The sequence below is a fragment of the Brevundimonas sp. GW821-FHT09G01 genome, from assembly GCF_059416065.1.
On sequence record NZ_JBWKOL010000012.1, the window covers coordinates 22994 to 43825 of the forward strand.

Consider the following 20832-nt stretch of genomic DNA (forward strand, 5'->3'; position numbering starts at 1 on the left):
TCAGCGACCAAACGTTAGCATGGGCGACGACGAGCGAACGGAGGCGGGGGCTATGCCGAAAGCGAAGAAGAAGCTGCTCCCCAAGGATTTCGACGCCCTTCTCAAGGCCGGCGACATCGCCGCGCTCAAGGCCGTCTTCGATACGTGCGAACTCGATGCGCGCGGCGGGTACGGCAAGCAGACGGCCCTGGCGTTCGGGGACTGTCCGGATGAGCTGGCGCGCTGGCTTGTCGGTCAGGGGGCCGATATCGAGGCTCGCGACGCCTACGGCCGCACGCCGCTGCACGAGCGCGCCGGAAGCTGGCAGGGCGGGGGGGAGATCCTGCTCGATCTCGGCGCCGACATCCAGGCGACGGACGGGCAGGGGAATACTCCCCTGCACGGCGCGGCGATGTCGGCCCGGCTGGAGGCGGTGCGCGTTCTACTGGCCCGGGGCGCCCGGGCCGATGCGGTCAACCTCGCCGGGCAGACGCCGCTGGCCGCCGGGCTACAGCAGTGCAGCAACATCCATATCGAGCCGATGGCCGGCATCGCCGCCCTGCTGCTGGCGGCGACCCCGCCCAGGACGCCGGGACTGTTCGACCGGCTGCGGCGCGCGGTGTCGGGCGGCGGCGACTCGGGGCCGGTCACCCCCCAGATGCAGGCCGCCGTGCAGCGGATCGGCGAAAATTTCGAGTTCCACCGCGCAGGCTTCAATCCCGAGTTTCTGGAGGCGACCAGCGATGGCCTGGATCGTCTGTACGCATTGTTCGATGTCCCGCCTGTCCCGCGCCGGCTGATGCATGACGGTCTCGCGCCGATCACGGTCCGGGGAGGACGCTGGCAGGATCAACAGCAGGAATTGTGGGCCCTGCTGGTCCCCTCCAAGGGGCCCGCCGCGACGGTGCAGGGCGAGGTCATCCGCATCGCCGGACGGATCGCCGACGAGGTTGACCGCAACGGCGGCGCCAACTGGGACGCCGACTACCGCCGCATGGGCCAGGCCTTCCTGGCGCACCTCGCCTCGGGCGCGCCCCTGTCTGACGCCGAACGGGACCGGGCGGCCCGGCTTGTCGCGGAGGTGCGCACCCGCGAGGGCGCGGGCGGCGAGCTTTGCGAACTGGCGGTCCAGTGGGTCCGCCTGAACTCCACGCCGGTTCCTCTGGCGGCGCCGGGCTATGCGCGGTGAGGCGTCTGCTGGGCTCGGGTTACGAACCCCATGTCTACGAGGACGGGAACCGGCTGATCTATCAGCAGCCGGTCGGGTCCGGGCATGCCGATCTGGAGTTCACTTTCGAGGTGGCCCGGCGCGACGTCGATGTCCTGCTGGCCGACCCATATCGTAGGGCGGTGCTGGAATCGGTAGGGCATGCGGTGCTGCAAAGATCCGCCATGCGCGGCGCCAGCCCCGTCACCCAGGCGGATTTCGAGGCCTTAGTCGCCCTGGTGCTGCATTCCGACGCTTCGGCGCTGGAGCGGTACATCGAGCAGGCCAGCCGGGACTACCACATGGCCTTTCGCGTCTATATCGACGCGGCCCTCGCGCGGTGGTCGATCAAGGCCCCGGAGACGGCGCGGGACAGCACCTGCGCGCCCAGCGATCCGCTGCTGGACGGCGCCCCGCGATGGGCGCTCAGACGCGAGCGGGCCTTGAAGGTCGATCCCAACACCGTCGTCCTGCTCAAGGTCGTGATCGTCGTGGCCCTGCTCGCCGTGCTGTGGACGGTGGTTCGCCGGCTGATGGAGGCGTAGCGGGCCTTCGCCGCCTCACTCCACCGGCATCACTGTCGGCAGCGGCGTGGCCCGTTCTCCCCGCTTGTTCCTCAGCCGGTAGCGGCTCTGGTAGGCCCGGCGCTGCTTGGCGACTTCGTACAGGACGATACCCGAGCTGGTGCCCAGGTTCAGGCTTTCGATCATGCCGAACATGGGGATGCTGACGCACAGTTCGCTGCGTTCCACGGCCCGGTCGCTGATGCCGACGGCCTCGCTGCCGAACCAGACGGCCAGCTTGGTCTGGGCGGTGTAGTCGCCCTCGTCCAGGAAGATGGACGCCTTGCCCTTCACGTGGGGCGAGGTGACGATGGAGGTGAAGCCCTTGCTTTCGAGGTAGTCGAAGCAGTCATCGGTGCTGTCGAACCGTCTCACGAAGGTCCATTTCACCGCCGAGACGGAGATCTTGGAGAGGGCCTTGTCCTCGCGCAGATCCTGCCAGTCGTCGGGCAGGGCGCGTTTGGGGTCGACGACATAGACCTTCTCGACGCCCATGGCGTTCACGTTGCGGATGACCGTGCCGATGTTCTTGATGTCGGACGGGTTCTCGATCACCGCGATAAGGTTCTTGCAGCGGAAGTCCTTGATCGCGTCGGCGCGGGCGCGGACCGAGGGCTTGGACTTGGATTTGGCCTCTTCTTCCATGGCGCCGTTCTAGCTTTGCTTCGGGCCAGTGCGCCACCCGCGATCATGCCGGGACGACGGATAGGGCGCCGCCGTCACCGTTCACCGACAGGCGGCGCCGTTGGCCGATGCGGTGTTGCGGGGCCGCGGACCGGCTGGTCGAAAGGCCGCCTGTTTCGTCGGGGTCTTCCATGCGTCCAACCGCCCGCTTCACCGCCACGGTCATGGCCTTCGCCCTGACCGGTCTCGCCTCGAACGCCATGGCCCAGACCCGGGCGCCGGATGTCGATCTGGACGCCGTGTTCGCCGCCGTCGCCCCGACCGGCCCGGGCTGCGCCGTGGGTCTGGCGCGGCCGGGACAGCCGGTCCTGCGCGGCGCCCGGGGCATGGCCGATCTGGAGCATCCCGATCCGCTGACGCCGGCCACGATCTTCGAAAGCGGCTCGGTGGCCAAGCAGTTCACCGCCGCCGCCGTGCTGCTGCTGGTTCAGGACGGCAAGCTGGGGCTGGACGACGACATCCGCCTGTATCTGCCCGAGATGCCGGACTACGGGACGCCGATCACCCTCCGGCATCTGCTCACCCACACCAGCGGCCTGCGCGAGCAGTGGAGCCTGCTGGCCCTGACCGGCAATCCGCCCGGAACCCAGGTCCACAGCCAGGCCGTCATCCTGGATCTGGCGTCGCGCCAGAAGGGGCTGAACTTCACGCCGGGCGCCGAGTTCCTCTACACCAACACCAACTACAGCCTGGCCGCGATCATCGTCGCGCGGGTTAGCGGCCAGAGCCTGCAGGCCTTCACCGACCAGCGTCTGTTCAAGCCCCTGGGCATGGGCCAGACCCGCTGGCGCGAGGACTTCCGCACCGTGGTCCCGGGCCGCGCCACCGCCTATGCGCCGGTGGAGGACGGCTTCATCGCCAGCATGCCGTTCACCAATGTCATCGGAAACGGCGGCCTGCTCACCACCCTGGACGACCTGCTGCGCTGGAACGCCTTCCTGGACCGGCCCGCCGGCCTGCCGGGCGGGGCGCAGCTGGTCGCCGCGCTGGCGACGCCGGGACGCCTGAACGACGGAACCGCCACGCCCTACGGCCTGGGGCTCGAGCTCGACCGGGCGCACGGCCTGCCGCGCGTGGGGCACAGCGGCTCGACCGGCGGATACAAGACCTGGACGGCCCGCTATCCCGACGCCGGCCTGTCCGTCGCCGTGCTGTGCAACAACGGCGGGATCAATCCCGTCGCGGTGGGCGAGGCGCTGGCGGACCAGGCCCTGGCCGCCGCCGGCCCTTCGGTCAAGGAGCCCATCGTCCCCGCACCGGCGGCGTCCGTGTCGGCGGCCGCGTCGGCCGATCTGGCGTCCTATCAGGGCCTGTTCCGGAACCCCGTCACCGGCGAACTGCTGCGGACGGCGCTGCTGGACGGGCGGCTGACGCTGACGCAGGGGCGCTCCCAGGACCTGACCCCGGTCGGCGGCGAGCGGTTCAGGCGGGCCGACGGCGACGGCGTCCGCTTCGTCCGCAACGGGCAGGGGCCGACGGAGCTGATCCTGAGCCGTGATGCGAAGGAGACCCGCTACCCCGCGGTCCCGCCGCCCCTCGCGGAGATCGGCGCCTATGCCGGGACCTATTACAGCGTTGAGCTGGACGCCCGGATCGTGGTGGTCCGCCAGGGCGAGGCGCTGGTGATCCGGCAGGCCTTCGGGGTCGAGTGGCCGCTGACGCCGCGCTTCGCCGACGGGTTCTCGACCCCCTTGCGCGGCGTCACCACCTTCGTGTTCACGCGCGCGGCGGACGGGCAGGTGGACGGTCTTCGGGCCTGGGCCGGCGGCGCGCGCGACATCGCCTTCGTCCGCCAGTAGGTCAGGCGCGGCTTTTCATCAGGGCACGGCTACGCTTCCGGGACACGGTGGGCGCAGATTCAGGGGATGGCCTGCGATATCGGGTGGCCCCCCGGGTCCGCAGGCCCTATCTGGAGACCATGACCGACGCAGACCGTATTGAAGCCCTTCTGGACATCGTGGACGACAGCCGAACCGAACAGCCCGCCGTGAGCGAGCAGCTGGCTGTGCTGGGACTGGTTGAGCGGCGCGGCAAGGCCCGCTTTTGGCCGACCAATGCGGGCTGGAACCTGATGAGCAGCCTGGGCCGCCCCTTCGACGTCGCATCGAGCGCCCGCCGGGCCTGAACAGCCCTCAGGCGCCGCCCAGCGCCTCGATCAGCACGCCCATGTTCTTGATGTACTCGCCGGTCGAGATCCCCATCACGGGGAAGTCCGTGATGTAGGGCGAGGTGTCGGACGCGTCCCCCACGCGCGTGATGCGGAACTCGCCCGGCGCGACCTGGGGCGAGCCGTCGCCGATGTAGGGATTGCTCACCGCCTTCAGCGGCGTCGGCCAGTAGCCGCGGGCGTTCAGCCCCGCCACCAGTCCCGCGACCACGGCGGGCTCGGCCGGCGGGCGGCGCCCGTCGCTGGTCATGTCCGAGACCGAGATGTCCTGCAGGGTGAAGTAGCGGGGCAGGGCCACCGACCCCCGCGGCGCCAGCAGGGGCGAGCCCTCCGACGCCTGTTCCGGCGTCATCGCCATGAGCCGCGCGTACTCGGCCCGCATCCGCTCGACATTGACCGCCCGGAACGAGCTGTAGTGGATCACCGTGTCGTTGGGATCGCCATCGACATAGTAGGCGCCGTTGACGACGTTCGAGCCCCGGCGATGCACGTACAGCGGCTTGTTGGTCCCCGGCTCGATGAAGGTCGGATGCGTCCGCCCGTCGCGCTGCAGCCGCTGCGGCAGGCGCACGCTGTCCAGCCAGTCCAGCGCCTCGGATACGCGGGCCAGGTATTTCCGGTCGCCGGTGAGGCGGTAGAAGCTGAACAGCTGCTCGATGTTCGCCGCCGTCGTGTGGGTGGCGTAGGCCTCGGGCTCATAGGTCCGGGCGGCGGCGGGCTTCAGCGTGTCGGCGTGGTGCTGGAGGCCCCATCCGGCCTGGGGCGCCGGCTGCTGGCAAGCCAGGAAGCAGTCCATGGCGCGCCGGATCGGATCGTCCAGGCACCCACCTCCTTCTCTGGCATTGAGCGTCTGGCGGCAGAAGATCAGGAATTTGATGTTCTCGCCCGCCACATCGTCGTTGAAGGTGATGTAGCCGGTGTAGTCGGGCCGCCCGTGCAGCCCCGCCCCGTCGGTGCGCGGATAGCGCTGGGGCCAGCCGCCGTTCGCATACTGGCTGTCCAGGACGAAGCGGATCGCCTTGTCCAGCGGCGCCCGCCACTCGCGCTCGCGCTTCTCCAGATACAGCCGCAGCAGGAACTGCGACGCCTCCGAGGTCCCCGCGTCGTCGAAGGTGGCGTTGCCGTAGTCGTGGTGGAATTCCTCCATCCGCCAGGCGTTCCGGCCATAGGTCTCGTACCAGCGGCGCAGGCTCTCGGGCCCTGCGGTGTCGATGACGTAGTTCCAGCCGCCCGACGGATGCTGGCCCCGCACCAGGGCCCGAGCCGCGCCGACGGCGGCCTCGTAGAACTGTTCGTCCCCGGTGGCGTGATACGCGTCCAGGAACAGGTGGCCCATGGTGCCGGTCCCCGGCGGCTGCACCCAGATCATCGTCGGCGCCGCCTCCAGCTCGCCCCAGCGGCGCGAGAAGTCGGGCAGGGCGGACCAGACATAGCCCCCGCCCACCGAGGCCTCGTCGGTCATGAACCGCGTGGCGCGTTTCATGGTCGTCAGCACCGCGGCGCGGTCGGGCGCTGTCGCCTGTGCGCAGGCGCGCCCAGGCGCCGGTAAGGCGGCCAGCAGCGGCGCGGCGGCGCCCGCGGCCAGCAGGCCGCGTCGGGACAGGGTCGATGTCATGCCGGCATCCTCGCGGCGGTCAGAAGGCGCGGCAAGTTGGGTTGTTCCTGACACCGGTGTCAAGGCTGCGCCATCTCTTCTGAAGGATGGAGGACGATCGCGCTAAACCATCACAACCCGGGTCCCCAACGCATTGATCTCCAAGCCAACCCTTCCCCGCCAGCGTCCTATTCCCGGCGTCCCTCCGGCCCCATGGGATAATGAGGGCATGGAAACGACGGCGACATCGAAGGATCGGGACGAGGCGCTGCGGAAGGCGCTGGCCTTCACCTTCCACCGCGAGGACCCCGAAGCCACCATGGCCTCCATCGAGGACCAGGTCGTGAAGGTGATCGTCGACGGCCGTGTGGAGGACGCGGGCCGCCTCATGCGGCTCGGCATGACGGCCGTTCGGTTCTGGCAGGTGAAGGAGCGGTTGCGCGCCCGCCATGCGCCGCCGGAGCCGGAGCCGGAGCCGGAGCCGGAGCCCGAGCCGGACCCCGATCCCGAGCCGGTCGCCCCGCCCATCGTACTGCGCCCGGCCCAGCGGCCGCCCGAGGCCATGCCCGACGGTTCGGACTGGCGCACCTGGCTGTTCCTGGGCGGACGCGGCGCGGGCAAGACCCAGGCGGGCGCCGAATGGCTGGCCGACCAGGCCGAGGTCCTGGGCAAAGGCGGTCGCCTGGCCCTGATCGGCCCGACCCTGCACGACGTGCGCGAGGTGATGATCGAGGGCGTCTCGGGCCTGCGCGCCCTGCCGCGCTGGACGGCCAAGACCCGTCCGGTGTTCGAAAGCTCGCGCCGCCGCCTGAAATTCGCCAACGGCTGCATCGCCTACGCCTTTTCGGCTGAAGATCCCGACTCCCTGCGCGGTCCGCAGTTCAGCGCCGCCTGGGCCGACGAGTTCTGCGCCTGGCGGGCGTCCGGCGCGCGCGGCGCCGCCGAGACGCTGGCGCTCCTGCGGATGGGGCTGCGGCTCCCCATGCCTCTCCCGGCGGGGGAGGGGGTCTCGACCCATCCCCGCCTCCTCGTCACCACCACCCCGAAACCCACCCGCGCCCTCGTCCGCCTCAAGGACGAAGCCTCCTGCGCCGTCACCCATGCGGGCACCTCGGACAACGCCGACCACCTCGCCCCTGGCTTCCTCGACGGCCTTCGCGCCCTCTACGGCGGCACGAAACGCGAGGCGCAGGAGCTGGAAGGGAAGATCGTCGAGCTCGACGGCTCGCTGTTCACGGCCGAGATGATGGCGCGGGCGCGTTCTCCCTCCCCCTTGTGGGGAGGGATGTCGACGCGCAGCGGCGACAGGGTGGGGTGCGTATCCGGGCGTGCGGTTCCCCACCCGTCCGTCGCTGCGCGACAGCCACCCTCCCCAGGAGGGGAGGGAGAGGGGCCCTACGAACGCATCGTCGTCGCCGTCGACCCGCCGGCCACCGCGTCCGGCGACGCCTGCGGCATCATCGCGGCGGCCTCTCGCCTGCGCCCGGACGGCGTGCGCGAGGCCGTGGTGCTGGCCGATCGCTCGGCCCACGGCCTGTCGCCCGAGGAATGGGCCCGCCGCGCCGTCGCCCTGGCCCGCGAGGTCAAGGCCGGCTGCATCGTCGCCGAGGTCAATCAGGGCGGCGACATGGTCGTCTCTGTCCTCAAGGCCGTCGATCGCCCGATCCCGGTCCGCACCGTCCGCGCCACCAAGGGCAAGGTTCTGCGCGCCGAGCCGGTCGCCGCCCTCTACGAACAGGGCCGCGTCAAGCACGCCGGCCTGTTCGAGGCGCTGGAGGAGGAACTGCTGATGCTCGGCTCCGAGCTCGGCGAAGGCTCGCTGGACCGCGCTGACGCCCTGGTCTGGGCGGTCACGGACCTGCTGCTGGACCGGCCGGGGGCGCGGGGACCGCGGGTGCGGGTGGTGTGAAACGGGAAGCGAGAAGAACGTCGATATATTAGTTTTCTCGCCCGCCATTATAGCTTAACGTCTCGTCAAGGTTGTGGGGGTGGGATTCATGACAATCAGAATGTTCTGCGGTTTCGCCGCAAAAATTGGCGTGGTGATCACTATCGCGTTTGTGCTGGGACTGATCGGACTACGCTCCGCGGTGGCCCAGGTTCTTCCGCCTCCGCCGCCAGTTCAACAGATCGGGCTAGATCCCATCATAGGACCGATCTGCGCCGGTCCCGCTGGACCGGGACCGTGTCAGGCGGTCCAGCATTTCCTTTGGGTGCAGCTCGTAGCCGCCGGCATTCCGGTGCAGCAGGTCGGCTTCGATCCGATGGCCGGTCCCATATGCGCGGGGCCGGCAGGCCCCGGTCCCTGCAATCAGGTTCGGACCTTCATCGCTCTCCAGCTGATCGGGGCCCAGCAGTTTCGGTTGCCGACCCTGGCTGGCCCGGTCGGAGAACCCATCTGCCTCGGTCCACTCGGCCCGGGGCCGTGTTCGGCGGTGCAAGCGTATCTCATGCAGCTGCAGTCGGGTGGTTTTGTAAATGGCCCCTTCGATCCGAGGCAGGTCCAGCTGGTCAGCACCAACACCTCCGGAGGCGCGATCTGTGCTGGCCCGATCGGGCCCATGCCCTGCGGGCTGGTCGGGCAAACCAGCCTCGATCGAATGTCCGGCGCCGTGAGCGGTCCGGCCGTCTTCGGCGTGTCCGCGAACTTGGACACGGCCAGGCGCGCCCAAGCGTGCGCCCGGCAGGCCGGCCTGGATGTCGCGACTTTCGCCGGCTGCGCCGGGCAACAGATTATCCTGCCCCGAAACGAACAGGCTGTTCTGGATTGCGCGGTGTCCAGTATCGATACGCCGACCTTCGCCAACTGCGCGGCGCCGAAACTCGGCATCCGCCTGTCGGATGATCAAAGGGTCGTCGCCGGATGCGCGACCACGGCCGGGGGCGACGCCGCGCGGTTCGCGAGTTGCGCAGGCGGACAGTATCTGAACCGCGCTCTGACGGCGGATGAGCGCGCGATTTTGGCCTGCGGGGCCCAAGCCCCAAGCGATCCCGAAGCGTTCGCGCGTTGCGCCTCTGCGCGCTTCCTTGCACGCGAACAGCAGGCGGCTTTGAACTGCGCCCTGTCCCAGAGTGATGCTGCCGGTTTCGCCCTATGCGCCGCACCGAATGTCGCTCTTCCGATATCCGACGATCAGCGCATCCTCGCACGTTGCGCCTTCTCTTCAGAGGGTGACCCGGGCGCCTTCGCGCTGTGCGCCGGAGGGGCTTTCGCGGGACGGCAGCTCACCCCGGACCAGCAGGCAGTGCTCGGCTGCGCTGCCGGAGCGAATGGCGACAGCGGCCAGTTCATGGGATGTGCGGCGACGCGTCTGTTCGGAGACGATCTCAGTCGGGAGCAACGCATCGCGCTTCAATGTGCTGCACAGTCTCGCGGGGACCCCGGCGGCATGGCTGTTTGTGCGGGCGCCAACATGTTCAATCTTCAACTCAACCCCGAGATGCAGATCGCCGTGCAGTGCGTCGCCTCGACCGGCGGTCAGCCCTACGCCGCCGCAGGCTGTATCGCATCCCGATTGACCGCGCGTGAGCTGACGAAATGTCTGACCGATGGATTCGGTGGACGCGGGTGTTTCGGCGACAGCAACGATCTGGTCGGCCGCAATGGCCTGATGGGTCGAACCCTCCAGCAAATCGCGGGTGGGCCGAACTCGGTCTTCAACAATCCCGGACAACTTTTGGGGGGACCGAATTCCTTCGTCAACAATCCGGGTCAGATCTGGGGCGGTGATAACTCGTTCGTCCGCAACCCGGGCCAGATTTGGGGGGGCGATAACTCGTTCGTTCGCAATCCGGGACAGATGTGGGGGGGAGCGAACTCGGTCTTCAACAATCCGAGCCAACTGGCGCCGAAACCCGTCCAGGTCGGCAGTATCGGCGGCAAGCGCATCTGTCTCCCTTGGTGTTGAAACAAGAGGGCAAAATGAAAATCCCACCTTCCATCGTTCTCGCTGTCGCGGTTCTCTGCCTGGCAGTCTCGCACGCCTCCGCGCATGAGCGCGATCTTCGGACCCAGACGGATGCCGGCGGCGCCACGGAAATCAACTTCTGTGCGAGGCCCAGTCCAAACGCCTTCGGATTTCCGGGGCACGCCTTTGTGGCGTTCAGTGAACGGCCGTCCGGTGGCGGGCGGACATTCCGCGCGGTCGGGCATACGGTCGGGTCCGGCATTGGCGCTGCCGCCGCACTTTTTACCTATTTCGGCGGTTCGGTGAGCGGCCAGCAGATGGAGGAACGTTACACCCACGTGAAGCAGGACTGTCTGACGGTAAAGGTGGATCGCAGCGTCTATCGCCAAGCCCTGGCTGCGGCGCGGCCGACGCTCACGGCTGTTGGCATACCGGACAACGCCGCCGCTACGGCGGAACGTTACGCGCTGAACGGCAACGACTGTATCGATTTCATCCTGCGGATCGCCGAGACTCTACGGTCGGCGGGACTGACGGTCCCGGCGCGATCGGCCACAGATACACCGATGCAGTACGTCCGGAAGCTCGTCTCCGCCAATCCGTGACGCCCAAGGCCAGTCGTGGCGCGGCCTAGCCTCCTGCCTTCACCCGAACTCCACCAGCACGTCATCCGCCGCTACCGGATCGCCGGCCTTGGCGGACACCGCCTTCACCACGCCGTCGCGCTCGGCCTTGAGGATGTTCTGCATCTTCATGGCTTCGATGATGGCGACGGTTTCGCCGGTCTTGACCTCCTGGCCGACGACGACCGGGATGGCCACGACCAGGCCCGGCATGGGGCTCAGGACCATCTTGGAGGTGTCCGCCGCCACCTTTTCCGGCAGGCGGGCGTAGAGGTCGGCCAAGCGGGGGCGCAGCACGCGGACGCGGGCCTTGGCCGCGCGGTGGCGGATCACGAAGCCGTCGGCGACGCGGGCGACGTCGGCGGTGAAGGGCTCGCCGTCCAGCTCGGCGCGGAACTGGGGCAGGCCGGGACGCCAGTCGATCTCGGTCAAACGGGCGTGGCCGCCGCCGGTGAAGGCCAGCAGCAGGGCCTCGTCCTCGTCATAGGACAGGTCGACGCCGTGCGGGGCCTTATCGATCAGGACGACCCAGTCGGTCCGGTCGGACGGGTCGCCGTCCTGCTCGGCCTGGATCTCGTTCATGGCCACGGCGGCGGCGGCGATCAGCCGGACCTGATGCTCGGTCGGGGCCAGGCCGTGGAAGCCGTCGGGGAACTCGTCCTTGATGTAGCTGGTCGAGATATTGCCCGAGCGGAAGCGGGGCTGGCCCATGACGGCGGCCAGGAAGGGCACGTTGTGGCCGACGCCGGCCAGGTGGGTGTCCTCCAGTGCGCGGGCCATGCCGATCAGGGCCTCGTCGCGGGTCGGGGCCCAGGCGCACAGCTTGGCGATCATGGGGTCGTAGAACATGCTGATCTCGTCGCCCTCGCGGACGCCGGAATCGTTGCGGACGACATAGCCGTCCTCATGCTCGCCTTCCTCGGGCTGCTCGTAGCGGACCAGGCGGCCGATGGAGGGCAGGAAGCCGCGGTAGGGGTCCTCGGCGTAGATGCGGCTCTCGATGGCCCAGCCGTTGATTTTGAGGTCCTTCTGCTCGAAGGCGAGCTTTTCGCCCCAGGCCGAGCGGATCATCTGTTCGACCAGATCGACGCCGGTGATCAGTTCGGTGACAGGGTGCTCGACCTGAAGCCGGGTGTTCATCTCCAGGAAGAAGAAGCTCTTGTCCTGGCCGGCGACGAACTCGACCGTGCCGGCCGAGTCATAGTTCACGGCCTTGGCCAGGGCGACGGCCTGGGCGCCCATGGCGGCGCGGGTGGCCTCGTCCAGAAGCGGGGAGGGGGCCTCCTCGATGACCTTCTGGTTCCGGCGCTGGATCGAGCACTCCCGCTCGAACAGGTGGACGACGTTGCCGTGCTTGTCGCCCAGCACCTGGATCTCGATGTGGCGCGGGTCGATGATGAATTTCTCGAGGAAGACCCGGTCGTCGCCGAAGGCGTTCAGGGCCTCGGCCTTCACGGCCGCGAAGCCCTCGGCCATGTCGTCGTCGGAGTGGGCGACGCGGATGCCCTTGCCGCCGCCGCCGGCCGAGGCCTTGATCATGACGGGGTAGCCGATCTCGCGGGCGATCTTCACCGCCTCTTCCGTCGATTCGATCAGCCCCATGTGGCCGGGCACGGTGGAGACCCCGGCGTCCTGGGCGAACTTCTTGGAGGTGATCTTGTCGCCCATGGCGTCGATCGCTTCGGGATTCGGGCCGATGAAGGCGATGCCTTCGGCCTTCAGACGGCGCGCGAAACCGGCGTTCTCGCTCAGGAAGCCGAAACCGGGGTGGACCGCCTCCGCGCCCGTTTGACGCACCGCCTCCACGATCTTGTCCGCCAGCAGGTACGACTGGGCGGCGGGGGCGGGACCGATCAGGACGGCCTCGTCGGCCATCTCCACGGCAAGCGAACCGGCGTCCGCTTCCGAGTATACCTGCACCGTGGCTATGCCCATGCGGCGGCAGGTCTTGATGATGCGGACGGCGATTTCGCCGCGATTGGCGATCAGGATCTTCTTGAACATGAAGGCTCGACTGTGAAGCGGATGATCCGCCTGCGGAGGCGCTTCGCCCCGATTAGGCCGCGATCCGCAGGGAGTAAACCGGATGGGGGCGTTCATCCGAACGGGGTAGAGGCTTGGCAAGTCTGTCACCCTTGGGCTTTAACGTCGCCACGCCCTGTTCAATTCGGCTCCGGAGCCTGACTTCATGTCCCGTTTCCTACCCGCCGCGGCCGCCGCCGCACTGGTTCTCGCTGTCAGCGCCGGCTCCGCCTTCGCCCAGGATTTTCGCGCCCTGGCCCGCCAGGACCTGCAAGCGGCGCATGACGAACTGGCCGCCAACCACCCGGCGCCGGCCATCCCCGGCCAACCCAGCGTCGACTTCCGCGCCTGGCTGGACGCCGGGCTGCAGGACTCGCTGGGCCGGGTCAACCGCGTCAACTCGGGCGATTCCCACGCCTATCTGCTGCGCTACTACGCGGCGGGCTTCCGCGACTCGAACATCCAGATCGCCCCGACCTATGAAGGCCTCGGCCCGTACTTCGGCACGTCCTGGGCCGGTTTCGCCACCGGCTGGCGCGGCGGCAAATATGTCGTGACCTACGTCAAGCCGGGCCTTCGCGGCGCCAATGTGCCGCGCGTCGGCGACACGGTGGTGTCGTGCAACGCCACCCCGATCGAGGAGTTCGCCCGGGACAAGCTGGACCGCTGGGAAGGCAACCTGGACACCGAAGCCGGTCGCGTGACCTCGGCACCCTACCTGACCTGGAACCGCAACAACCCGTTCGTGAACGGCGTGCCGTCGATCTGCGAGTTCGCCACCGGCAACCGCCGTCCGCGCGCCATCACCCTGCGCCCCGAGCCGCTGGTCGCCGGCGACCTGGAAGCCGCCTACCGCGCCACCGTCTACATGCCGTCGGCGACCCCACTGTCGGTCGAGACCGTCAACGGCCGCCCGTGGGTCAACGTCCACTCGTTCGCCGACTCGGCGGGCTGGGACGCCTTCAACTCAGCCGTTGAGGCCCAGGCCGCCCAGCTGCGCGGCCCGCAAGGCTTCGTGCTGGACCTGCGCGCCGCCTCGGGCGCCTCGGCCTACACCTCGACCGCGCGCGGCTATGGCCTGGCCAACCGCATCTGGACGCCGGAGTTCACCACCAGCCGCCAGCCCGCGGCCGGCGCCATCACCTACCGCGCCACCCCGGGCAACCGCACCTGGTACGCCGAGACCCTCGCCCTGATGCAGGCGGACCCGCGCTTCGCCGCCGAAGCCCCGGCCGTGATCGAGCAGACCGCCGCCATCGTGGCCGCCTTCGACGCCGCCATCGCCGCCGGCCAGCCGACCTTCACCCTTGAAGGCCGCGCCTCCACCGCCGACACGGGCGCCGCCAATCCGGTGCAGGGTCCGGTGATCGTCCTGGTCGACGCCGGCTGCTCGGGCGGTTGCCTGGACACGCTGGACCTGATCTCCAAGCTGCCGAACGTCCGCATCGCGGGCACGACGACGGCGACCGACACCATCTTCATCGAACCGACCACCCGTCGCCTGCCGTCGAACTATTCGGAGCTGAGCTACGGCCACAAGGCCTGGACCGCCCGTCCGCGCCCGAACAACACCCCCTACGCCCCGGCCGCCGGCCTGGTGTACACGGGCGACCCGGCCGACCAGGCCGCGGTTCAGGCCTGGGTGGGCACGCTGTTCGGGGGCTGAACCCGGTTTGAGTGAGACAAGGGGCCGGACAGGAAACTGTCCGGCCCTTTTCCTTGGAGGCTGGACCCCGTGCCGTCCGCTTCCTATCTCCACGCCATGACCGACACGCACCGCTCCCCCTCCGGATACGACCTGACGCCGCCGGATGCGGTCGAGCGCGCGCGGCTGGAGGCGGACCTGACGGCCGAGGAGGCGCGGGTCCTGCTGTCGCACGGCACCGAGGCGCCGTTCTGCGGCGTGCTGCTGGGCGAGAAGCGGGCCGGGGTGTTCTGCTGCAGGGAATGCGGCCTGCCGCTGTTCCGGGCCGGGACCAAGTTCGAGAGCGGCACCGGCTGGCCCAGCTTCACCGAACCGGTGGACGAGGCCCATGTCGTCGCTATCACCGACACCAGCTACGGCATGGTGCGGACCGAGACGGTCTGCGCCCGCTGCGGCGGGCATCAGGGGCATGTGTTCCCCGACGGGCCGCCGCCGACCGGACTGCGCTACTGCATCAACTCGGTGGCGCTGGAATTCGTGCCCGAGGGCGAACCGCTGCGCGATCCGTTGCAGCGTGGAGACGGAAACGCCTGACCTTGGCCTTATTCAGGGCTAGGGTGGGTTTGGTACAGGAGTAGGCGCATGGCGGTTTCCGCACTGATGATGGCCGCGGCCCTGATGGGCGGCGATCCCGACGGGGTGATGACGACCGCGCCGGCGACCAATGTCGACCTGACCGCCGTGACCCGGCCCGTGGCCCCGACCGCCGAGGGCGCGGCCCAGCAGGCCGCCGAGCCGCACAACCTGACCACGGACCAGCAGATCGACCGCTGGATCGCCGCGCGCGATCCGGAGGCCCGGCCCTACGCCAACGGCGTCGCCGCCGACCGCGACATCGGCGGCGTCCGCGACACCCGGGTGGACCGCAAGATGCACAGCGAGTTCACCGCCGGCATCGGCACCGGCGGCTATCGCGACTTCGGCATGGCCGTGACCCTGCCGATCGGCGAGAACGGCACCCTGGGCCTGAGCTACCGCCAGACCGAGAACAGCCCCTACGGCTATCGCTACCGCGGATACGGCTACGGCCGTTCGCCCTATTTCAACGACGGCGGCTACGCCTTCCCGGGCCGCTATGACGCCGAGATTCCGCTGGAGCACGAACGGCGCGTCGCCCGGCCGGACGGGTTGCCGCTGGGAACAGCCGCCGATTCGAACTTCTGAGATCAGGGGCCCGGTCGAAAGACCGGGCCCTTTCTCTTTCAGCTTCCCTTCGTCCGCCGTCCCAGCGAGGCCAGGACCGGCAGGACGATGAGGGTCAGCAGGGTGGCCGAGGTCAGGCCGCCGATGACGACGGTGGCCAGCGGCTTCTGCACCTCCGCGCCGGGGCCCCAGGCGAAGGCCATCGGGATGAAGCCCAGCACGGCGACGAGGGCCGTGGTCAGGACCGCGCGAAGGCGGCTGACGGCGCCGGCGACGGCGGCCTGGATCGGCGGCTCGCCGGCCTTGAGGCGCTCCAGAACCGCCTGCATCAGGACCAGGCCGTTGAGGGTGGCCACGCCGGAGACGGCGATGAAGCCGACCGCCGCCGAGATCGACAGGGGCATGCCCCGCGCCGCCAGCGCCAGGGCGCCCCCGACGAGGGCCAGGGGCACCCCGGCGAAGACCAGCGCCGCGTCCCGAACCGAGCGCAGGGCCAGGAACAGCAGGCCGCCGATGGTCAGGAAGACCAGCGGCACGATCAGGGCCAGGCGGGCGGAGGCGCGCTCGAGGTTCTCGAACTGGCCGCCCCAGTCCAGCCAGCCGCCGACCGGAGGCTGGACCTCGGCCGTCACCGCGCGCCGGGCCTCGGCGACGAAGCCGCCCAGATCGCGGCCGCGGACGTTGGCCTGGACCACGATGCGGCGCTTGCCGTTCTCGCGGCTGATCTGGTTGGGACCTTCCCCCGCCTCGAAGCGGGCGACGGCGGACAGGGGCACGGTCGGGGCGCCGGGTTCGGACTCCTCGGGCATGACCGGCAGCTGGGTCATGATCCCGGGATCGTTGCGCAGGGCGTCGTCGAGGCGGACGACCACGTCGAACCGGCGGTCGCCCTCCAGCACATGGCCGGCCTCGCGTCCGGCCAGGGCGATGGCCAGGGCGTCGGCGGCGTCGGACGCGTGAATGCCCTGGGCGGCCGCGATGGTGCGGTCGACGCGAGCGGTCAGGGTCGGCTGGCCCGAGACCTGTTCGACGCGGACGTCGGCGGCCCCGTCGATGCGCCGCAGGACGGCGGCGACCTGTTCGGCCGAGCGGGTCATGGCCTCGAAGTCGTCGCCATAGACCTTGACCGCGACGTCCGAGCGGACCCCGGCGATCAGCTCGTTGAAGCGCATCTGGATCGGCTGGGTGAACTCATAGCTGTTGCCCGGCAGATGGCTGAGCGCCTCCTCCATCCGCTTGACCAGTTCGGCCTTGGGCAGAGACGGGTCGGGCCAGTCCTTGCGGTCCTTCAGCATGACGAAGGTGTCCGAGATGGACGGCGGCATGGGGTCGGACGCCACCTCGGCGGTGCCGGTGCGGGTGAAGACGCGTTCGACCTCGGGCATGGCCTTCAGCGTCGTCTCGACGCGGAACTGCATGGCCTGGCTCTGTTCCAGCGAAGTGGAGGGGACGCGCAGGGCCTGGACCAGGATGTCGCCCTCATCCAGCGTCGGCACGAACTCGCTGCCCAGCATCAGGAAGGCGACGACGCCTGCCGCGAGGGCGGCGCCGGCCCCGGCGAGAACGGCGCGCGGACGGGCCACGGCGGCCTTGAGCAGGGGCTCGTAGCGGTCGCGGACGGCGCGGCTGATCCTGGTCTCGCCGTCATCATGCCCCGCCCTGGGCTCGCGGACCCAGAGGGCGGTCAGGGCCGGGACGAAGGTGAAGCTGAGGATGAAGGCCCCCGCGAGCGCCAGCATGACAGTGGCGGCCATGGGGCCGAACATCTTGCCCTCGACCCCCTCGAACATCAGCAGCGGAGCGTAGACCAGCAGGATGATGGCCTGGCCGAAGGCGGCGGGCCGGGCCATTTCGCGGGCGGCGGAGGCGGCGATCGACAGGCGTTCCGCGACCGCCAGGGGGCGACCGGTCTCCTGACGTTTGAGGGACAGGCGGCGCAGGGTGTTCTCGACCACCACCACGGCCCCGTCGACGATCAGGCCGAAGTCCAGCGCGCCGAGGCTGAGCAGGTTGGCGCTGATGCCGAAGCGGTTCATCGCCGTGGCCGCGAACAGGAAGGCGAGGGGGATGACCAAGGCGGTGATGATCGCCGCCCGGACGTTGCCGAGGGCGAAGAAGAGCACGGCGATGACCAGGGCCGCGCCGAGGGCGAGGTTGTGCTCGACCGTGCTGATGGTGGCCTCGACCAGCGCGGTGCGGTCCAGGACCGGGCGGATCATGACGCCGGGCGGCAGGCTGGCCTGGATGGTCTCCAGCTTGGCGCCGACGCGCTGGGCCACGTTGCGGGAGTTCTCGCCCTGCAGCATCAGGGCCGTGCCGACGACGGTCTCATGGCCGTCCGAGCTGGCCGAGCCGAGGCGCGGCGCGCGGCCGGTCTCGACCACGGCCACGTCGGAGACGCGGATGACCTGTCCGTTGCGGTTCAGGATCGGGGTGGCGGCCAGTTCCTGAAGGGTGCGGACGCGGGCGTCGGCGCGGACGATCCAGGCCTCGCCCGCGCGGTTGACGTAGCCGGCGCCGGCGATGCGGTTGGCGTGCTCCAGCGCCTCGGCCAGCTGGACCAGGCCGACGCCGTAGGCGGCCAGTTTCGCCGGGTCGGGATGGACGGCGTACTCCTTCACATAGCCGCCCAGCACGTCGATGCCGGCGACTCCGTCCACACCGCGCAGCTGGGGCGCGATGATCCAGTCCTGGACGGTGCGGAGGTAGGTCGCCTTCTCGGCGTCGGTGGTCAGGCGTTCGCCTTCGGGCGTGACATAGGGGACGCCGGTCCGGGCGGCGGCGCCCTTCATCTCGACGGTCCAGATGTAGACCTCGCCCAGGCCGGTCACGACCGGCCCCATGGAGGGCGTCAGGCCGTCAGGCAGGTCGGCGCGGGCGTCCTGCATCCGCTCGTTGACCAGGTTGCGGGCGAACCAGATGCTGGTGCTGTCGGTGAAGACGGCGGTGATCTGGGAGAAGCCGTGGCGCGACAGGGAGCGGGTCTCGACCAGGCCGGGCAGGCCGCTGAGGGCGGTCTCGAGCGGGAAGGTGACCTGCCGCTCGACCTCCTCGGGCCCCAACGCCGGGGCGACGGTGGTGATCTGGACCTGCCGGTTGGTGATGTCCGGCACGGCGTCGATGGGCAGGCGGGTCAGCTCGCGCGCGCCGACGACGGCCCACAGCAGGGCCAGGACGATGATGAGCCAGCGGTGTCGGACCGCCGCGTCGATGATGCGGTTCAACATGATCAGTGCCCGTGCTCCGCCTCGCCCTTGGCCAGTTCGGCCTTGAGCAGGAAGGCGCCGGCGCCTGCGATGCGTTCGGTTCCGGTCAGGCCCGAGAGGATCTCGATGCGGCCGCCGGCGGTGGCGCCGGTGACGACGGGACGGGCGCGGAAGCCGTTGGTCTCCCTCACGAAGACCGAGGGGACGCCCTCGACCGTCTGCACGGCATCGGCCGGGACGGTGAGGCCGTCGCCGCCGCCGACCGACAGGCGGGCCGACAGGACGGTTCCGGCGGCGGGGGCGGGTCCCGAAGGCGCGGCGCGGACGACGGCCGTGCCGCCTTCCGTGGCCGGGGCGACGGCGATGACCACGGCCTCCAGCGTCTCGCCGCCGGCGAGGTCGGCGCGCAGCCGGGTTCCGACCGTCAGCAGGCGGGCGGCGGCGGGCGGGGCGTCGAAGACCAGTTCGGCGCGGCGGCTGTCGGCGATCTCGGCGACCTGCAGGGCCTCCTCGTGAAGGGTCACGCCGGGGGCGGCGAGCAGTCGGGTGACCACGCCGTCGGCGGGGCTGCGGATGACCACCACGCCGTCGGAGCCGGGCGAGCCCCAGGCGGCGACGCGGGCGCGGGCGGCGCGCAGGCGGGCGTCGGCGCTGCGCGATTCGGCCTCGCTGACGTCCACGCGGGCGCGGGGCATGTAGCCGCGGTCGAACAGGGCCCGGTCGCGGGCGGCGGCGGCGCGGGCGGCCTCGGCGGCGGCGGCGGCGGCGTCCATGTCGGCGCGGGCCGAGGCGCCTTCGGGACTGCGCAGGGTGGCCAGGGCGGCGCCGCGCCGGACGGTCGAGCCGGGGCCGACGTGGACGGCGGTGACGACGCCCGCCAGAGGGGCGTCGACGCGGGCCTCGGCGCCCGGGGCGACGGAGACGCGGCCCGGCAGGCGGTACTCGCTTCCGCCGCCGCGGGTGACGGCGGCCAGGGTGACGCCGGCGGCGGTCGCCTGCTGTTCGGTCATGGCGAGGAAGCCTTCGGGAGCGGCCGCATCCTCAGCGTGGTCCTCGGCGGGCGGCGGGGCGGGCGAATCGAGCAGGCGGGCGCCGCCGAAGCCGACGCCGAGGGCGGCGATGACGGCGGCGCCGGTCATCAGCCAGTGTTTGCGGGTGGTCATGGAGGTCTCTGGATGGGCCCGCGAACGCGCGGATGCGCACTCGGCGAGCCGGGGATCTGATCAGGATGAAGGGCGGGGCGCGACGCGAAAGGCCGCGCCGGATCAGACCCGTGGAGGGCGTTCGAGACCGTAGGCGGCCTGCAGCGGCGCCCCGGGGGACGAGGCCCAGCGCGAGACGCCGTGGCGCTCGTTCGGAAGGGGCAGGGCCGGCGGCGGGGACTGCGGCGCCGCCGCGTGCGGGGCGTGGCAGCAGCCGTGTCCGCAGACGATGACGCAGTGCTCGCAGGCCGGATCCTCACAGGGCGCGGCGGCGCCGGCGGCGGCCGCGGGCGGCGTCTCATCCGCGCAGGCCACGGCGGCGGTGGCGGGCATGACGGCGACCAGGGCGAACAGCAGCGCGGCCAGAAGGCCGACCTTGTTCAGCAGGGTTTGCGCGCGCCGGAGCATGACGCGGACGTAGCACGGGTCGGCGAGGCTGTCGCGGACAGGGTGTCGCGGGGGCCGCGTCAGACGCAGGCGATCTTCGACGCCACCTCGGCGAGGGAGGGATCGCAGGTCCCGGATGATCCCTTGCAGCAGTCCTCGACGAGGAAGGACAGCAGGGCGCCCATGCGCCCGTAGTCGGCGGCGTAGATGATCGAACGGCCGTCGCGGCGCGAAGTGACGAGGCCGGCGTGGCCGAGAATGGTCAGGCTGTTGGAGAGGGTGCTGGCGGGAACGCCGACCGCCTGGCCCAGCACGCCCGCCGCCAGCCCCTCGGGACCGGCCTGGACCAGGGTGCGGAAGATCGACAGGCGGCCTTCGTGGGCGAGGGCGGAAAGGACCGGGACGGCGTTATTCATTTCCATACTTCACGAATATACGAATC

At 70.2% G+C, this 20832-nt stretch carries 17 protein-coding genes; 10 read left to right on the forward strand and 7 right to left on the reverse strand.

Annotation, left to right across the window (positions count from 1 at the left end):
• Nucleotides 1-52: 52 nt before the first annotated feature.
• Together AC07NB_RS16705 and AC07NB_RS16710 are read left to right on the forward strand one after the other, a co-directional pair.
• Nucleotides 53-1168, forward strand: a complete 1116-nt coding sequence (locus tag AC07NB_RS16705) for an ankyrin repeat domain-containing protein (protein ID WP_494572374.1) — start codon at nucleotides 53-55, stop codon at nucleotides 1166-1168.
• On the forward strand, nucleotides 1165-1731 hold the full coding sequence (locus AC07NB_RS16710; protein WP_494572375.1) for a hypothetical protein: 567 nt from the start codon (nucleotides 1165-1167) through the stop codon (nucleotides 1729-1731). Before AC07NB_RS16705 ends, AC07NB_RS16710 begins: the two co-directional genes overlap by 4 nt.
• Before the next feature lie 15 nt (nucleotides 1732-1746).
• Here the strand turns inward: AC07NB_RS16710 and AC07NB_RS16715 are convergent, their stop codons facing one another.
• Complete coding sequence (locus AC07NB_RS16715; protein ID WP_494572376.1) at nucleotides 1747-2394, reverse strand: TrmH family RNA methyltransferase; 648 nt, start codon at nucleotides 2392-2394, stop codon at nucleotides 1747-1749.
• Nucleotides 2395-2564: 170 nt separating this feature from the next.
• Between AC07NB_RS16715 and AC07NB_RS16720 the strand changes: the two genes are divergently transcribed.
• Complete coding sequence (locus AC07NB_RS16720; RefSeq protein WP_494572377.1) at nucleotides 2565-4232, forward strand: serine hydrolase domain-containing protein; 1668 nt, start codon at nucleotides 2565-2567, stop codon at nucleotides 4230-4232.
• A 119-nt stretch (nucleotides 4233-4351) separates the two neighbouring features.
• The gene (locus tag AC07NB_RS16725) at nucleotides 4352-4558 is read left to right on the forward strand and encodes a hypothetical protein (protein ID WP_291832506.1); all 207 of its coding nucleotides are present in this window, start codon (nucleotides 4352-4354) and stop codon (nucleotides 4556-4558) included.
• Nucleotides 4559-4565: 7 nt separating this feature from the next.
• On the opposite strand, the gene AC07NB_RS16730 is transcribed toward AC07NB_RS16725, so the two are convergent.
• Complete coding sequence (locus tag AC07NB_RS16730) at nucleotides 4566-6215, reverse strand: pectate lyase (protein WP_494572378.1); 1650 nt, start codon at nucleotides 6213-6215, stop codon at nucleotides 4566-4568.
• A 208-nt stretch (nucleotides 6216-6423) separates the two neighbouring features.
• Between AC07NB_RS16730 and AC07NB_RS16735 the strand changes: the two genes are divergently transcribed.
• From AC07NB_RS16735 to AC07NB_RS16745, 3 genes are all read left to right on the forward strand, one after another.
• Entirely contained in the window at nucleotides 6424-8103 is a 1680-nt protein-coding gene (locus tag AC07NB_RS16735; RefSeq protein ID WP_494572379.1) for a terminase large subunit domain-containing protein, read from the forward strand.
• A gap of 88 nt (nucleotides 8104-8191) precedes the next feature.
• Nucleotides 8192-10102 (forward strand): hypothetical protein, encoded by a 1911-nt coding sequence (locus tag AC07NB_RS16740; RefSeq protein WP_494572380.1) that lies wholly within the window; start codon nucleotides 8192-8194, stop codon nucleotides 10100-10102.
• Between the two features lie 14 nt (nucleotides 10103-10116).
• Entirely contained in the window at nucleotides 10117-10707 is a 591-nt protein-coding gene (locus AC07NB_RS16745; protein ID WP_494572381.1) for a hypothetical protein, read from the forward strand.
• A gap of 39 nt (nucleotides 10708-10746) precedes the next feature.
• On the opposite strand, the gene AC07NB_RS16750 is transcribed toward AC07NB_RS16745, so the two are convergent.
• Complete coding sequence (locus AC07NB_RS16750) at nucleotides 10747-12729, reverse strand: acetyl-CoA carboxylase biotin carboxylase subunit (protein WP_494572382.1); 1983 nt, start codon at nucleotides 12727-12729, stop codon at nucleotides 10747-10749.
• Between the two features lie 184 nt (nucleotides 12730-12913).
• Here AC07NB_RS16750 and AC07NB_RS16755 point away from each other — a divergent pair, with 184 nt between their 5' ends.
• The 3 genes from AC07NB_RS16755 to AC07NB_RS16765 all read left to right on the forward strand — a co-directional run bounded on the left by AC07NB_RS16755 (nucleotide 12914) and on the right by AC07NB_RS16765 (nucleotide 15616).
• A complete protein-coding gene (locus AC07NB_RS16755) occupies nucleotides 12914-14413 on the forward strand; it encodes a hypothetical protein (RefSeq protein ID WP_494572383.1) in 1500 nt (499 codons plus the stop codon).
• 96 nt (nucleotides 14414-14509) lie between these two features.
• Entirely contained in the window at nucleotides 14510-14986 is a 477-nt protein-coding gene (gene msrB / locus AC07NB_RS16760) for a peptide-methionine (R)-S-oxide reductase MsrB (protein WP_492313639.1), read from the forward strand.
• A gap of 48 nt (nucleotides 14987-15034) precedes the next feature.
• On the forward strand, nucleotides 15035-15616 hold the full coding sequence (locus AC07NB_RS16765) for a hypothetical protein (protein WP_291840465.1): 582 nt from the start codon (nucleotides 15035-15037) through the stop codon (nucleotides 15614-15616).
• 38 nt (nucleotides 15617-15654) lie between these two features.
• On the opposite strand, the gene AC07NB_RS16770 is transcribed toward AC07NB_RS16765, so the two are convergent.
• The 4 genes from AC07NB_RS16770 to AC07NB_RS16785 all read right to left on the reverse strand — a co-directional run bounded on the left by AC07NB_RS16770 (nucleotide 15655) and on the right by AC07NB_RS16785 (nucleotide 20806).
• A complete protein-coding gene (locus AC07NB_RS16770; protein ID WP_494572384.1) occupies nucleotides 15655-18822 on the reverse strand; it encodes an efflux RND transporter permease subunit in 3168 nt (1055 codons plus the stop codon).
• Between the two features lie 2 nt (nucleotides 18823-18824).
• Nucleotides 18825-19964: an efflux RND transporter periplasmic adaptor subunit gene (locus tag AC07NB_RS16775; protein ID WP_494572385.1), complete on the reverse strand. Its 1140-nt coding sequence runs from the start codon at nucleotides 19962-19964 to the stop codon at nucleotides 18825-18827.
• Between the two features lie 102 nt (nucleotides 19965-20066).
• On the reverse strand, nucleotides 20067-20411 hold the full coding sequence (locus AC07NB_RS16780) for a hypothetical protein (RefSeq protein WP_492313636.1): 345 nt from the start codon (nucleotides 20409-20411) through the stop codon (nucleotides 20067-20069).
• A gap of 59 nt (nucleotides 20412-20470) precedes the next feature.
• Nucleotides 20471-20806, reverse strand: coding sequence for an ArsR/SmtB family transcription factor (locus AC07NB_RS16785; protein WP_494572386.1), 336 nt, complete (start codon nucleotides 20804-20806; stop codon nucleotides 20471-20473).
• Nucleotides 20807-20832 lie beyond the last annotated feature (26 nt).

What these genes read in the sequence shown, in the direction of transcription:
- AC07NB_RS16705 (WP_494572374.1), top strand. Translation starts at nt 53, where the DNA reads ATGCCGAAAGCGAAGAAGAAGCTGCTCCCCAAGGATTTCGACGCCCTT.
- AC07NB_RS16715 (WP_494572376.1), bottom strand. Translation starts at nt 2,394, where the DNA reads ATGGAAGAAGAGGCCAAATCCAAGTCCAAGCCCTCGGTCCGCGCCCGC.
- AC07NB_RS16720 (WP_494572377.1), top strand. Translation starts at nt 2,565, where the DNA reads ATGCGTCCAACCGCCCGCTTCACCGCCACGGTCATGGCCTTCGCCCTG.
- AC07NB_RS16725 (WP_291832506.1), top strand. Translation starts at nt 4,352, where the DNA reads ATGACCGACGCAGACCGTATTGAAGCCCTTCTGGACATCGTGGACGAC.
- AC07NB_RS16730 (WP_494572378.1), bottom strand. Translation starts at nt 6,215, where the DNA reads ATGACATCGACCCTGTCCCGACGCGGCCTGCTGGCCGCGGGCGCCGCC.
- AC07NB_RS16735 (WP_494572379.1), top strand. Translation starts at nt 6,424, where the DNA reads ATGGAAACGACGGCGACATCGAAGGATCGGGACGAGGCGCTGCGGAAG.
- AC07NB_RS16740 (WP_494572380.1), top strand. Translation starts at nt 8,192, where the DNA reads ATGACAATCAGAATGTTCTGCGGTTTCGCCGCAAAAATTGGCGTGGTG.
- AC07NB_RS16745 (WP_494572381.1), top strand. Translation starts at nt 10,117, where the DNA reads ATGAAAATCCCACCTTCCATCGTTCTCGCTGTCGCGGTTCTCTGCCTG.
- AC07NB_RS16750 (WP_494572382.1), bottom strand. Translation starts at nt 12,729, where the DNA reads ATGTTCAAGAAGATCCTGATCGCCAATCGCGGCGAAATCGCCGTCCGC.
- AC07NB_RS16755 (WP_494572383.1), top strand. Translation starts at nt 12,914, where the DNA reads ATGTCCCGTTTCCTACCCGCCGCGGCCGCCGCCGCACTGGTTCTCGCT.
- msrB (WP_492313639.1), top strand. Translation starts at nt 14,510, where the DNA reads ATGACCGACACGCACCGCTCCCCCTCCGGATACGACCTGACGCCGCCG.
- AC07NB_RS16765 (WP_291840465.1), top strand. Translation starts at nt 15,035, where the DNA reads ATGGCGGTTTCCGCACTGATGATGGCCGCGGCCCTGATGGGCGGCGAT.
- AC07NB_RS16770 (WP_494572384.1), bottom strand. Translation starts at nt 18,822, where the DNA reads ATGTTGAACCGCATCATCGACGCGGCGGTCCGACACCGCTGGCTCATC.
- AC07NB_RS16775 (WP_494572385.1), bottom strand. Translation starts at nt 19,964, where the DNA reads ATGACCACCCGCAAACACTGGCTGATGACCGGCGCCGCCGTCATCGCC.
- AC07NB_RS16780 (WP_492313636.1), bottom strand. Translation starts at nt 20,411, where the DNA reads ATGCTCCGGCGCGCGCAAACCCTGCTGAACAAGGTCGGCCTTCTGGCC.
- AC07NB_RS16785 (WP_494572386.1), bottom strand. Translation starts at nt 20,806, where the DNA reads ATGAATAACGCCGTCCCGGTCCTTTCCGCCCTCGCCCACGAAGGCCGC.